At 54.6% G+C, this 13400-nt stretch carries 13 protein-coding genes; 6 read left to right on the top strand and 7 right to left on the bottom strand.

The features are described 5' to 3' along the window. Position 1: 1 nt before the first annotated feature. From ADS46_RS16280 to ADS46_RS18775, 6 genes are all read right to left on the bottom strand, one after another. Entirely contained in the window at positions 2-568 is a 567-nt protein-coding gene (locus ADS46_RS16280; protein WP_066321807.1) for an ATP-dependent zinc protease, read from the bottom strand. 36 nt (positions 569-604) lie between these two features. After that, a complete protein-coding gene (locus ADS46_RS16275; protein ID WP_234346860.1) occupies positions 605-1876 on the bottom strand; it encodes a lytic murein transglycosylase in 1272 nt (423 codons plus the stop codon). A gap of 69 nt (positions 1877-1945) precedes the next feature. Beyond that, positions 1946-2377: a DUF3429 domain-containing protein gene (locus tag ADS46_RS16270; protein WP_156524532.1), complete on the bottom strand. Its 432-nt coding sequence runs from the start codon at positions 2375-2377 to the stop codon at positions 1946-1948. Positions 2378-2423: 46 nt separating this feature from the next. Next, a complete protein-coding gene (locus ADS46_RS16265) occupies positions 2424-3842 on the bottom strand; it encodes a DASH family cryptochrome (RefSeq protein ID WP_066321738.1) in 1419 nt (472 codons plus the stop codon). A 2-nt stretch (positions 3843-3844) separates the two neighbouring features. Then, positions 3845-4003 carry a DUF2256 domain-containing protein gene (locus ADS46_RS18650; protein ID WP_082926121.1) on the bottom strand — a complete coding sequence of 53 codons (159 nt, stop codon included), beginning with the start codon at positions 4001-4003 and terminating at the stop codon, positions 3845-3847. Between the two features lie 160 nt (positions 4004-4163). Continuing rightward, on the bottom strand, positions 4164-4280 hold the full coding sequence (locus tag ADS46_RS18775; protein WP_156524531.1) for a hypothetical protein: 117 nt from the start codon (positions 4278-4280) through the stop codon (positions 4164-4166). Positions 4281-4432: 152 nt separating this feature from the next. Here ADS46_RS18775 and ADS46_RS16260 point away from each other — a divergent pair, with 152 nt between their 5' ends. From ADS46_RS16260 to nhaC, 6 genes are all read left to right on the top strand, one after another. Further along, on the top strand, positions 4433-5365 hold the full coding sequence (locus ADS46_RS16260; protein ID WP_066321736.1) for a 4-hydroxyproline epimerase: 933 nt from the start codon (positions 4433-4435) through the stop codon (positions 5363-5365). Between the two features lie 143 nt (positions 5366-5508). Continuing rightward, positions 5509-6453, top strand: a complete 945-nt coding sequence (locus tag ADS46_RS16255) for a dihydrodipicolinate synthase family protein (protein WP_066321734.1) — start codon at positions 5509-5511, stop codon at positions 6451-6453. A 43-nt stretch (positions 6454-6496) separates the two neighbouring features. Continuing rightward, positions 6497-8074: an aldehyde dehydrogenase (NADP(+)) gene (locus tag ADS46_RS16250; protein ID WP_066321732.1), complete on the top strand. Its 1578-nt coding sequence runs from the start codon at positions 6497-6499 to the stop codon at positions 8072-8074. Positions 8075-8279: 205 nt separating this feature from the next. Continuing rightward, positions 8280-8951 carry a GntR family transcriptional regulator gene (locus tag ADS46_RS16245; RefSeq protein ID WP_066321731.1) on the top strand — a complete coding sequence of 224 codons (672 nt, stop codon included), beginning with the start codon at positions 8280-8282 and terminating at the stop codon, positions 8949-8951. A 390-nt stretch (positions 8952-9341) separates the two neighbouring features. Beyond that, complete coding sequence (locus ADS46_RS16240; RefSeq protein ID WP_066321729.1) at positions 9342-10640, top strand: NAD(P)/FAD-dependent oxidoreductase; 1299 nt, start codon at positions 9342-9344, stop codon at positions 10638-10640. A 41-nt stretch (positions 10641-10681) separates the two neighbouring features. Next, positions 10682-12124 carry a Na+/H+ antiporter NhaC gene (gene nhaC, locus ADS46_RS16235; protein ID WP_066321727.1) on the top strand — a complete coding sequence of 481 codons (1443 nt, stop codon included), beginning with the start codon at positions 10682-10684 and terminating at the stop codon, positions 12122-12124. Positions 12125-12259: 135 nt separating this feature from the next. Here nhaC and hemH read toward each other — a convergent pair whose 3' ends face one another. Continuing rightward, positions 12260-13339, bottom strand: a complete 1080-nt coding sequence (hemH, locus tag ADS46_RS16230) for a ferrochelatase (protein ID WP_066321726.1) — start codon at positions 13337-13339, stop codon at positions 12260-12262. Positions 13340-13400: the final 61 nt, after the last annotated feature.

The raw sequence follows: 13400 nt of genomic DNA, 5'->3' as shown, positions 1-13400 counted from the left end.
TTCAGGTCTTATCGCTGGCGTCATCTTCGTCGGGATCATGGGCCACTACCTCAGCATCATCGCCGCAGTCGGGCTCTTGCATGAAGGTTTCACGCACATCGAGCAAACCGAGGTGGCTGATGGTGCGCCGCCCCAGCAATAGCGGGTAATTCATGTCTTCCCGGTTACGCAGGCTGAACTGCTCTTCGTAGACGGTGTCGCCCATGCACACGTTGAGCAGTACCACAGGGCGCTCGTCTACGCCACCAGCACCGCGAACTCTTAACTCGCGATAGAGTGGGCGCTCTAACTCGTCGCTAAATACCTCACCACTTTCCTGGTCTTCAAGCTTGAGACGAAAACGCACCCAGTCTTCATCGTCCTTTTCAAACATCTCGATGTCTCGAGCGTCCAGCGACGAGGTCAATGCACCGCTGTCGAGTTTGGCTTTGACTTCAGTTCCCCAGGGTTGCAGCGTTGCCTTTTCCACCCAGCCAAATACCTTGTCGTCATTGGCCATTGCCTGACTGCTTGCCAGTGCCGTGACCATGGCGAAACCACTCAACAATGTCGTTACTACCTTGGGCATCATCATTTCCTGTCCTGATATCCTTTGGAAGAAGAGCTACTCAACCCGCTGACGCAGCCGCTCGAGCAATGATTGCGTCGCAAAGCCATCAGGGGTCAATCCCTCAGCCCGCTGAAAGGCACGCAGGCCCTGGCGGGTGTTGGGTCCCATAATGCCATCGGCGCCGCCAACGTCGTAGCCAGCCTGGTTGAGGTAGCGCTGAAGCGCTTGGACATCATCCCGCGTCAAAGGTGCCTCTTCACGCGGCCAGCTTTGCTGGATGCCATCCCGCCCGGCAATGGCGTCGCTCAGCGTTGCCACCGCCAGCGCGTAGCTGGTTGCGTTGTTATAGCGCAAAATGGCACGGAAATTGGGCCCGACTAAAAACGCGGGCCCATCGGCCCCGGCAGGCACGATGATGTCGGCACTATCAAAACGCGGGAGTTCGCCGCTCACGGCTTCCACACCCTGCTCTGCCCAGGCCTGACTGTCACGACGGCCAGTCTGGGCGTAGTCGTAGTCAGCCGGCAGATTGACCTCAACGCCCCAGGGCTGGCCAGGCTGCCAGCCCGCGCGGGCCAGGTAGTTGGCCGTTGACGCCATGACATCCGGAATGCTCTTCCAGATGTCACGGCGGTTATCGCCATCACCGTCGACGGCATAGGCTTCAAAACTGGTGGGGATGAACTGGGTATGCCCCATGGCACCCGCCCAGGAGCCACGCATTTGCTCAGCGGCGATATCGCCTTGCTGGATTATCCGTAAGGCAGCGAGTAACTCCTCGCGGGCGAATTGCTGGCGACGGCCATCAAAGGCCAGCGTCGCCAATGCTTCGAGGGTGGAGAAATCACCGAAGTTGCTACCGTAATTACTTTCGATACCCCAGATGGCGACAATAATTTCGGCGGGAACACCGTAGCGTTGTTCCATTTGCTCTGCCGTACGCCGATGTTCTGCAAGCCGATCCTGCCCGTTGTTGATGCGGGTGCTGGAAACCGCCGTATCAAGGTATTCCCAGATGGGGCGCACGAATTCGGGTTGGTAGCGATCCAGCTCTATGATCCGTTCGCGGTAGCGGACCTGATCGAAAGCCTCACGTAGCGTCGCTTCGCTGATGCCCTGATCCTTGGCGTAGCGACGGAAGGCGTCGCGCCATTGGCTAAAGCTCTCGTGCTGTATGTCTTCCGCAACCTGGGCATCCACCTCGGTCATCAGCTGCTGGTTCGCAAGTGCCGGAGGGCTCAAAAGCAATACGGCCGTCATCCCGAACGTGGCGCTGACCGAGGCAATTGTCAGCTTTTTATACAACGTCATTTTATACAACATCATGGCTTCCTTAAGGCAGTCCTTGGCAGCCTCCGATGATGGCGCAGAACGCTTTAGGTTACTAGAGCCTGATCACCACAGGCGAGTCAACAAGACGACGTGGGCAAGTACGACGATCACGGTTAATAGCGTGCGCAGCTGCCAGTACCAGCTTGGCCAACCAAAGCGCCCATTGCGGCTGAGATCATACCCCCAAACAAACATAAAGCCGACACCCAGCACGACCAGCCCCCAAAGTGGACTGAACAGTAACGCAGGCCAGGCAATCAAGCTAGGCGCCATGGCGATTAGCAGCCGAGAGCTATGGCCCGGTTGCGGATTCTGCAGCGCCGCTCCCCAATGGGTGCCCCCCAGAAATGACAAGATCACCGCGCTGTAACACAAGAACGCTCGCACTGCGGTTTCTTGCCAGCCCCCAGGCCCCCAGCCTGCCAATCCGAGGGTCAGCAGGAAAGGCAACAAGCCTGCCAGCCCCAACAACCAGGCGGTACGGCGATCTTCCATGGATACTCTCATCAGTTACTCGTCTGTCAGTTACTTGTCTATCCAGTTACTCGTCAGTTGCTTCCAGTTGCGCTTCATCGATCAGCCAGCGCTGCCAGGCCTCGGGTGCCACCCGAGGTGCCGGGAAACGTCCAGCGGCAACTCGCCATGGCTGGTGCCGAGCCAAACCATTGGGCAAATTTTCCAGTTCAGGCAGCCAGTGCGCCACATAAAAGCCTTTAGGGTCATAATGGCCTGCCTGCTTCAATACGTTGAAGTAGCGATCCTGGCGCGGATCGCGCCCGACCCCGGCAATATAACGCCAGTTGCCCCAGTTACTCGCCACATCGTAGTCCAGCAGGCAGTGCTCGAACCAGGCAGCGCCCAGTCGCCAGTCCACGCCCAGATCCTTGACCAGGAAGCTGGCGACGTTCTGGCGGACACGGTTGGAAATCCACCCCGTGCGGCTGAGCTCCAGCATCGCGGCGTCGATAAAAGGCACGCCCGTCGTCGCGTTGCGCCAGGCGTCAAAGTCCGGATTGGTAGCAGGCAGTTGAGCCCTACCGAACAGGGTCTCACCCTCCAGTTGCGCCGCGCGTAAAAAATACTCCCGCCACAGCAACTCGAAACCAATCCAGTAGCTGGATTCATTACTGCCGTGCTGTGATTCCCAGGCTTTCACCTCATCCTGCACCTGACGCGGCGATATGCAACCATGGGCCAGCCAGGGTGAAAAGCGCGTAGAAAAATTAGCCCCCAAGAGCCCGTTGCGGGTTTTCTTGTAGGTCGCCGGACCATGTTGCTGCCAGATGTACTGGTGCAGGCGCGCACGGCCCGCCGCTTCGCCGCCTGCAAAATCCAACCCTTGGCGCGCATCGGGCTGCCAGTTCGCACTGACGGCACAGACCTTGTTCAGCGGCGGAAAGCCACGCGGCGCGTCGGGCCAGGCGGGTAAGGTAACCGGCGCGGCCAGGCTTGGGGGAATGACGCAATGTTTCTCGACCTGGCGTCGAAAGGCCGAGAAACTATCAGGCAGTTGAGATAGATCGAACGGCAGGGCCTGCTCGTCGATCAACCGGCCCGATTCATGACACTCAACCGCAGTGGTCTCCGACAGTCGATCCCTGACCGCCTGGATTTGCTGTTTTTCTTCTACGCCGACGTGCTCGGCAACCCTTACCTTGCGCGCCTGGAGCTTTCCGGCGAGCGCCACAACCTCCTTGACGGGATCGCCGATACGCACCAAGAGGTCGCTGCCCCGCTGTAACAGCTCGCCGCGCAGTTCCATCAGGCACTGCCACAAGAAACGTAGCCTTGCCGGACCAATTCGTGAGACGTCGTCATCGTCGAATAATGGCGCCAGCCATGCCTCATCAAGCACATAAAGACAGACAAGATGATCCGGCAGGTCGTCCAGGCGCAGCAGCGGGTTATCCGTCACTCTGAGGTCGTCGTGCAGCCAGACGATATCGATCGTGCTGTTCATGCTCAGGTCTCCTCAGCGCGTTTTGCTATCCGGGCTTCGCGCTGACAGCGTTTGCTGCAATAGCGGACCTCATCCCAGCATCGCGCCCATTTCTTTCGCCAAGTAAACGGGCGCTGGCAGTGAACGCAGACTTTTTCCGGTAAATGGTGTTGATGTGGCATCTTGATGTTCGCCTAACAGAAGGCGCCCTCTAAACATAGACATCATATCTTATACAGTACAACTATTGTACATATATTTTCCATGCCTATGCGCCATTCGCCGGTGCCTCCAGGTACAAAAAAGCCACCCGTAGGTGGCCAATGACAAAAAGGTTTCTCTTCACGCTCCCATGAAGCTGTCGTGAATCTCTTCCTTGATTTCCTCCAGCATCTCGACGCAGTCCGATGAAAACGTCGGCGACAGGATTGAGATGTGTTTGTGGCCTCGCCTCGCCATTTTTCCAACCTTTTTAGCTCACTAAACATCAAATCATTGCCAACATGGCTTCACAAACGCGCTTTAAAATTGTATAAAATATAAAAAAGACAATCGACGAATATCCTGTCACTAAAATCTGGCTATCACACAACGACAAACCAAGGTGCTCCATGAAGAAAATCCGTGTCATCGACTCCCATACGGCAGGTGAACCTACCAGGCTCATCATGGAAGGCTTTCCCACCCTGGCAGGCAAGACCATCGCGGAAAAATGCGATGACCTGAGACAGCATCACGATCAATGGCGGCGCGTCAGCATGCTGGAACCCCGCGGGCATGATGTGTTGGTAGGTGCTCTGTATTGTGAACCGGTATCACCCGGAGCCACCTGTGGCGTTATTTTTTTTAACAATACCGGATACTTAGGCATGTGCGGTCACGGCACAATTGGCCTGGTGGCGTCGTTATACCACTTGGGGGTTATTACCCCGGGTGAGCATTACATTGACACCACAGTGGGCCCTGTGAGTGCAACGCTTCATGAAGATGGCGCCGTCACCGTACGCAACGTGCCGGCCTACCGTTTCCGTCGTGAAGTCTCCGTCAATGTACCGGGCTATGGCGTCGTCCATGGAGATATCGCATGGGGAGGCAACTGGTTTTTCCTTATCAGTGACCATGGGCAGTCGCTACGACTCGACAATGTAGAAGCTTTAACCGCTTTCACCTGGGCAGTACGTCAAGGCCTTGAAGCAGCATCCATTACCGGCGCAAATCAAGGCTTGATCGACCATATCGAACTCTTCGCAGATGACCCAGAGGCGGATAGCCGCAATTTTGTACTCTGCCCAGGCAAAGCCTACGACCGCTCGCCTTGCGGCACCGGTACAAGTGCAAAGCTCGCCTGTCTGGCCGCAGACAGCAAGCTGCCACCCCATACCACCTGGCGGCAGGCAAGCATTTGCGGCAGCCAGTTCGAAGCTTATTACGAGTGGGAAGGAGAGCAAATTCGCCCCTATATCAAAGGGCACGCTTACCTCAGTGCAGACGCCACCTTGCTTATTGATGAACAGGATCCCTTCGCATGGGGGATTACCTCATGAGACGCCCCAACCTGACCAAGCCACTCGGGGCACTGTCACCACGGTTTTAAACACCCAGCGCCAACACGCCAAGCTCAAAAAAGGCGCTGACTCAGTAGCATGCAACACCTTTCAATCATCTATCCGAAAAGGAAAGCACGACAATGAACGACCAAATTTTTACCGGATGCATACCCGCACTGATGACCCCCTGCAACGCCGACCGGCAACCTGATTTTGACGCCCTGGTCGCCAAAGGGCGTGCACTAATTGAAACCGGCATGAGTGGCGTCGTGTATTGCGGTTCGATGGGCGACTGGCCTCTATTAAGTGAAGCGCAACGCCAAGAAGGCGTTGAACGCCTTGTTAAAGCCGGTATTCCCACTATCGTCGGGACCGGTGCAGTCAATAGCAAAGAAGCTATCTCCCATGCTGACCATGCCGCCAGAGTCGGCGCCCAAGGGCTAATGGTCATTCCACGGGTGCTGTCACGTGGCACGTCGGTGGCCGCCCAAAAAGCCCATTTCTCGGCAATACTACAAGCTGCACCCGACCTGCCTGCGGTTATTTACAACAGCCCCTATTACGGTTTTGCCACCCGCGCCGATCTATTCTTCGAGCTACGTGACCAGCACCCCAACTTAATCGGCTTTAAAGAGTTCGGCGGTGCCGATGACCTACGCTACGCAGCTGAAAACATCACCTCCCAGGACGATAAAGTGACGCTTATGGTGGGTGTCGATACCACTGTTTTTCATGGCTTCGTAAATTGCGGCGCAACAGGTGCGATTACAGGCATTGGCAACGCCCTTCCGCGCGAAGTCCTGCATCTTGTGTCACTGAGTAAAAAAGCCGCCCAGGGTGACGTTGAGGCTCGTCGTCAAGCCAAAGAGCTTGAGGATGCGCTAAGCGTACTTTCTTCCTTTGATGAAGGGGCAGACCTCGTCCTGTACTACAAACACCTGATGGTACTCAACGGTGATACTGAATACGCATTGCACTTTAATGAAACCGACCAGTTAAGCGATGCCCAACGTCACTATGTAGAAGCTCAATATGATTTATTCCGTCGCTGGTACGCAGAGTGGTGCGAATCCCTGAGTAACTAAAACAATGCGGAATACGCTCTCTACACTCACCAAGGAGACGACCATGACCCTTGAAGGCAAGATGTTGATTGGCCAACAAGCCATTCGTGGCCAGCGTGATGCCATTTTCGCCATCAATCCAGCCACCAACCACCGTCTTGAACCGGCCTACCCCGGCGGGACGCAAGAAGACGTTGATAACGCGTGTCAACTCGCCTGGGACGCCTTCGATATCTACCGTGAAATTCGCTTGACCGATCGGGCCAACTTTCTTGAAACCATCGCCGATAATATCGAATCACTTGGCGAAGAGCTGATTGATCGTGCCGTAGAAGAAACAGGGTTACCCCACGCCCGAATTCAAGGCGAGCGCGGGCGCACCTGCCAGCAACTGCGCCTGTTTGCCAAAACTGTCCGCGCCGGTGAATGGCTTGACGTACGCATTGATAACGCCATTCCAGAACGCCGCCCCCTACCTCGTGCCGACCTTCGTCAACGCCATATTGCCCTGGGCCCCGTTGTTGTTTTTGGTGCTAGCAACTTTCCGCTGGCTTTCTCAGTAGCGGGTGGAGACACCGCCTCGGCGCTAGCGGCTGGGTGCCCGGTGATTGTGAAGGCCCATTCTGCTCACCCCGGCACCAGTGAGCTGGTTGGGCGAGCGATACAATCAGCCATTGCTCAAAACGGCCTACCGGAGGGAGTTTTTTCACTTATCTTTGGCTCTGGTCGCGAAGTTGGCCATGCCCTAGTCACCCATCCGACTGTTAAAGCTGCTGGTTTCACAGGATCGCAGAGCGGCGGACTAGCGTTATGGCGAGCGGCCCAGTCGCGCGCCGAGCCCATTCCGTTCTATGCAGAAATGAGCTCAATCAACCCGGTTTTTCTACTGCCGGAGGCACTTAAATCGAAGGGGACTGCGCTGGGAGAAGCGTTTGTCGGCTCATTGAACATGGGGGCGGGTCAATTTTGCACCAACCCAGGATTAGTGATCGCGGTCCAGGGTCCAGAGCTAGATACGTTCATCAGCGCCGCGAAGCACGCGCTAGAAGGCAGCAAAGCACAGACAATGCTCACGCCAGGTATTCATGAAGCCTATGATGCTAGCTTAAAAACGCTTTCCACCAGCAAAGCCAAGGAAGTTGCGCGTGGGCAGAACGAGCAAGGCCCCAACCAGTGTCGGCCAGGCCTGTTTATGACCTCCGCCGCTGACTTTTTAGCCGATGAAACACTACAAGCCGAAGTGTTTGGCGCAACATCACTTATCGTGGTCTGCCAAAACGAAACCGAACGTCGCCATGTGGCCGAACACTTAGAGGGCCAATTAACAGCAACTCTGCACATGGAAGACGATGATACTGAAGCCGCGCGTGCCCTGTTACCGGTACTCGAACGAAAAGCTGGACGGATACTGGTCAACGGATGGCCGACCGGCGTCGAGGTATGTGATGCAATGGTTCACGGGGGCCCCTTCCCCGCGACATCAGATGCACGTACTACCTCAGTGGGTACCGCAGCCATTTTCAGATTCCTTCGCCCCATCTGTTATCAAGACTTACCTGCCGAATTGTTGCCCGAGGCGCTCGCGGACGATAATCCCCTGGTGCTCGACCGTCTCATCGATGGGCAGCGCTCCATAAAATAAACAATGATTAAGCCGCTCTTTTCAGCTATCCGGAGAGCGGCTGCTTCCGACGTCGCTCCCACCACTAGCGACTCACCATATCCAGCTATGCCTTATATACGTCATATCTAATTAGCGATATTTCAAGCAAGCCACTCTGCAAACATAGACACCCGGCGCATTTTGTATAAAATGTGCAAACATTGTTTTGGTAAATGTGGGGGCTATGGCTACGTATAAAACACGCGCACAATTTGTCGCCGACGACTTGCGCAGCCGCATTTTGGGCGGCGAATTCAAGGGCGGCACGCAGTTACGTCAGGACGCACTGGCCAGAGACTACGACGTTAGTCGTATACCCGTACGCGAAGCCTTGTTAACCCTTGAATCGGAAGGTTTGGTCGAATTTTATGCCCATCGTGGAGCCTTCACCACTGAGCTCTCCGTTGCCAAAATACAAGAGCTGTTTGAGCTTCGTATCCTGCTTGAGACCTATGTTTTCAGGCATTCCATACCCAAGCTGACAGAAGAAGACCTCCAAAAAGCCGACAATATACTGCGCAAATACGATGAAGCGTTAAATACAGGCGGGGAAATCAATAATTGGAGCGAGTACAACTACGCTTTTCACCTCACCTTATATGCGCCAGCCGAGCTTCCCGAAACACTGGCGTTAATTAACCAACTAAACACCAAATCTGATCGCTATATCCGGATGCAACTCCTCTATACCCAAGAAATAGAGAAAGCTGAAGAGGAGCACCATGCCTTATTAGCGTTGGCACGCAAAGGCAGTATCGATGAAGCCTGCGAACTATTAAAGAATCATATTCGGGAAGCCTGCGAAGCGATTGTCAGCCTGCTAAAAGAACGCACGCTCAATACAGAAGGTGTCTAGGCTAACCTCACGCATTTCGCTCATACCACGAAGTCTCTGCAACTCACCTCATAGAAATCGCCACTTGCTGCTTACCTCTCTGAGCCATGCGGGTGGCGTTATCAGCTTCGTTAATTTGCCCTAACAGCGCTGACTCCACTGGCGGCATGATACCTCTCCATGCTCAGCTAGGCATCGTACCCGCCAAGCCCCGCCAAGCCTGCAGGCATGGTTGATATAGGGCTCCTGAATTCATTCTTCCGTATTACCTTATTCTACCGGCCTTGGTGCCTTCCGCAGGTTATTCCCTGCTACCTCCTCTCGCCTACTTTCCATCCTATACGTGTTGCACTCACAAAACACATATATTATATTTTATACAATCGACAAAATAAAAAGGGACGCAACTTTATGGCACATACCTCTTCGCCTCCGCCCAATGTTGACGCCGAGATCGTCGTTGTTGGTGCTGGCATTATCGGTATAGCCTGCGCCTTGGCGCTCAGTCAGCAGGGATGGCAAGTGCTTGTTATCGATAAACAGCGCCCAGGCCTGGGAACCTCATTCGGTAACGCAGGGCACATGGCAACTGAACAGGTATTCCCTATTGCCGACACTTCGATTTTGAAGCGCCTGCCCTCCATGTTGCTAGACCCAATGGGGCCGCTTCGCCTTGACTGGCGGTATCTACCCAAAGCCCTTCCTTGGTTTACCAAGCTACTTTTAAACCTTCGCCAAACTCGTTATCAAGCCAGTACTGCTGGGATTCGGGCGCTCAATCAATCCAGTTTGCCCGCATGGCATCGACTACTCGATTCGATCAATGGCAGAGCATTGTTGAAAGAGGACGGCTCTTTTCTGATCTACGAGAACGAAGCATCCGCTCCAGAGATAAAAGCGCTGCAGTCACGAATGAACGCCCAAAACGTTGCGGTGGATCACTGGCAGGGTGACGCTATTAGGAAGTTCGCCCCGCAACTTTCCACCTCAATACAAGGTGGGCTCTTCTTCCCCGACACCGCCCATGTAGTAGACCCGTGGCAAGTGTCCAATGCGCTAGTAATGGAGGCTCAGCGGCATGGCGTGCGGTTCATACAAGAAGAAGTCCTTTCAGGAGCAACAAATAGCCAAGGTGTAACGTTACGAACGGCCCAAACCGAGGCAATACATGCCGACAAAGTACTGATCGCTTGCGGTGCCCATTCGCGCAAACTTACGGCTTCGCTAACCGGTAGCAAGGTGCCGCTCGATACAGAAAGGGGCTACCACCTGATGCTTCCCAATGAAAGAGCACGTCTTCCCGTCGCCATTACCTCTCTGGAACGCCGTTTTATCATGACACCGATGGAGGAAGGCTTGCGTTTAGCAGGCACGGTCGAGTTTGCCGGGCTAGAGCGACCGCCCAACATGGAACGCGCATGGAAACTCCATCAGTTGAGCCGAGGACTCTTCTGCTCGGACCTTGATATTTCCGAGGCGAGCCCCTGGATGGGGTTTCGACCTTCCCTGCCTGACTCTTTACCCATCATCGACTGCGTGAACGACGGCAAAGTATTGCTGGCCTTTGGGCATCACCATCTTGGCCTCACGCAAGCCGCTGTGACCGCAGAAATTATTGCCAACCTGGCAAGACAAGGAGAAACAACAGCCAACACACCCAACCCATTGCCTGATGTATTCCCTTACCGACTGAGTCGGTTCACTTCTTAACCCTCGATACACAAGCCCAAAACAATCGTAGAGGAAACACTATGTCTTCATCTGTAACGCAAACAAGGCTCCCTAGCATGGTGGAAGTGCTGGCCGTCATGGTCGGTTTTATTGCCATCATGTTTGTCAGTATCAACGTGTTGCAATTACCCATTCAGTTGGCTCTTTTTGCCTCTTGGTTTTTAGTTATGGCTCTGGGTTTAAAACTCAAGCTTTCTTACGAGAACATGCAGAAGGGGCTAATTGATGGCATACATAACGGTATGGAAGCTGTTTTGGTTCTGACCACGGTTGGAGCACTGATTGGCACCTGGATTGCTGGGGGGATCGTCCCTAGCATTATCTACTATGGCTTATCAGTCATGAATCCGCAGATTTTCCTGTTTGCCGCCTTTATTATTTGTGCTTTAACGTCACTTGCCACCGGTACGTCATTCGGGACCGTGGGAACAGCAGGGGTCGCGATGATGGGCATAGGTCATAGCTTTGGCATCCCGCTTCCCCTTGTGGCCGGTGCGGTTATTTCTGGTGCCTATGTGGGCGACAAGATGTCACCGCTTTCCGACACAACCGTCATGACGGCCTCATTATGCAAGGTAGGTCTGATCGACCATATCCGGTCCATGATGTGGGTAAGCGTCCCCGCCATTCTAATTGCTTCCGTGTTATTTTTAGTGGTCGGCTTTTTCTACGTAGACGATAGTGCCGACACATCTCGGGCCACGATGGCCATGCAGGCACTTGAATCCCACTTTACCGTCAGCCCATGGCTTCTATTGCCCGCTGCCATTGTCATTTTGTTGCTGACGCGTCGTTTCCCTGCCATTCCTGTCATCACCTTCGGTGCGGTTTTAGGAAGCATTTGCGCTTGGTGGGCTCAGGGAATTGCCCCCATTGAAGCGATTAGAATTGCTTACGTGGGTAACGCCATTGAATCCGACGTGGAATTTCTGAACACACTGCTGAATCGAGGCGGCATTGAGTCGATGCTCGGCGTTATTGCCCTCATCTTGTTTGCGCTTGGGCTTGGCGGCCTAATGGAGCGAGTTGGTATTCTTCAGTCAATCAGCAACGGGTTCCTGCGTTGGGCCAACAACCCCGGCCGCCTCACTATCTCGACAATGCTCGGCGGCTTCTTCGGGAATTTCTTCGGGGGCGCAGCTTACGTTTCATTAATCACTGCGAGCACCATCACCGAAAAGAACTACGACAAGCAGGGAATTGATCGGCGCGTTCTTTCACGTAATACCGAAGCCGGTGGCACTATCACCACCCCCATGGTCCCCTGGACAGACGGCGGCGTGTTCATGGCCGCAACGCTGGGTGTTTCGACGCTAACTTACCTGCCATTTCTGTGGTTCCACATGCTGGTAATTGCCATCGCCATTTTCTACGGTTTCGCTAATATCGCCATTTGGCGAACCCAACCTATAACCGACGACGCGCCATCGGCAGGCACAACACCTTCAATGCAAACCTCATAGGCGATCAATAAACTCGCTCCTCCCAAAACAAGGCCTGCGTTATCCAATCGATAACGCAGGCCTTTTTATGACGACATTCTAAAATGTCATTTACCTACGTTTAAGAAAACCAAATGGCTTAATGGTTATAGTCACTTAAGTACGCGGCAACCACCCCGACAATTCATTGTTGACCACTGCCACCAGCGCATCGATGTGGTCTTCACGGTCGTTCAGGCAGGGTATATAACTGAAGGTCTCTCCCCCCGCTTCCATGAAGCTGTCGTGGATCTCTTCCTTGATTTCCTCCAGGGTCTCGACGCAGTCCGATGAAAACGCCGGCGACAGGATGGCGATGTGCTTGTGGCCCTGCTTGGCCAATTCAGCTACGTGATCGACGGTCTGGGGGCCGACCCACTTTTCGGGGCCAAACTGCGACTGGAAGGCGGTGTCGACTTCTTCCTTGCTGAACCCCAGCTTTTCGCGCAGCAGGCGCGTGGTTTTCTGGCATTGGCAGTGGTAGGGGTCGCCTTCAAGCAGGTAACGCTCGGGCACGCCATGATAACTGGCGACCAGCTTGGTCGGCCGGGACGTGAATCCTTCGTAGGCTTCCCGCACCGAGTTGGCCAGCGCATCGGTATAGGCCGGATGATCGAAGTAGGCGGGCACGGTGCGGATGGACGGCTGCCACTTCATTTTCATCAGGGTACGAAACGCCTGGTCGTTGGCCGTCGCCGTGGTGGGCGAGCCGTACTGAGGGTAGAGCGGAAAGAAGACAATTTTTTCGCAGCCTTTCTCCTTCAGGCGGTTCAGCACGCTTTCGGTCGAAGGATTGCCATAGCGCATGCAGAAATCGACCTCCACATCATCGCCGTAGAGCGCCTTCAAACGTTCGGTCATTTTCTGTGTTTGCGCCCGGGTGGTGGTCAGCAGTGGGCTTTCGTTCAGTTCGTTGTTCCAGATGCTTTTGTAGGCGTTGCCTGATGAGAATGGCCGCTTGGTCAAGATGATCAGCTGTAACAACGGCTGCCACTTCCAGTTGGCGTAATCGACCACCCGTTTATCAGACAGGAACTCGCTCAGGTAACGACGCATCGACCAGTAGTCGGTGGCATCCGGCGTCCCCAGATTGGCCAATACCACGCCCACCTTCGCGCGGGGCACAGGGGGATGGTCGCTGGGGGCATGCATTAGGCGACCTTCGCCCGGCTGATCCTTTGCGACTTGCTCGGTCATGATATTCACTCCTGCTGACAGCACCTTGAAAAATAAATCCTATCACTTTTCTGCAAACCGG

Origin of the sequence: Halomonas sp. G11, from assembly GCF_001663515.1 — a bacterium.
GTDB lineage: Bacteria > Pseudomonadota > Gammaproteobacteria > Pseudomonadales > Halomonadaceae > Vreelandella.
The sequence above is the reverse complement of the archived record's forward strand: the minus strand, read 5'-3'. Positions and strand labels throughout refer to the sequence as shown.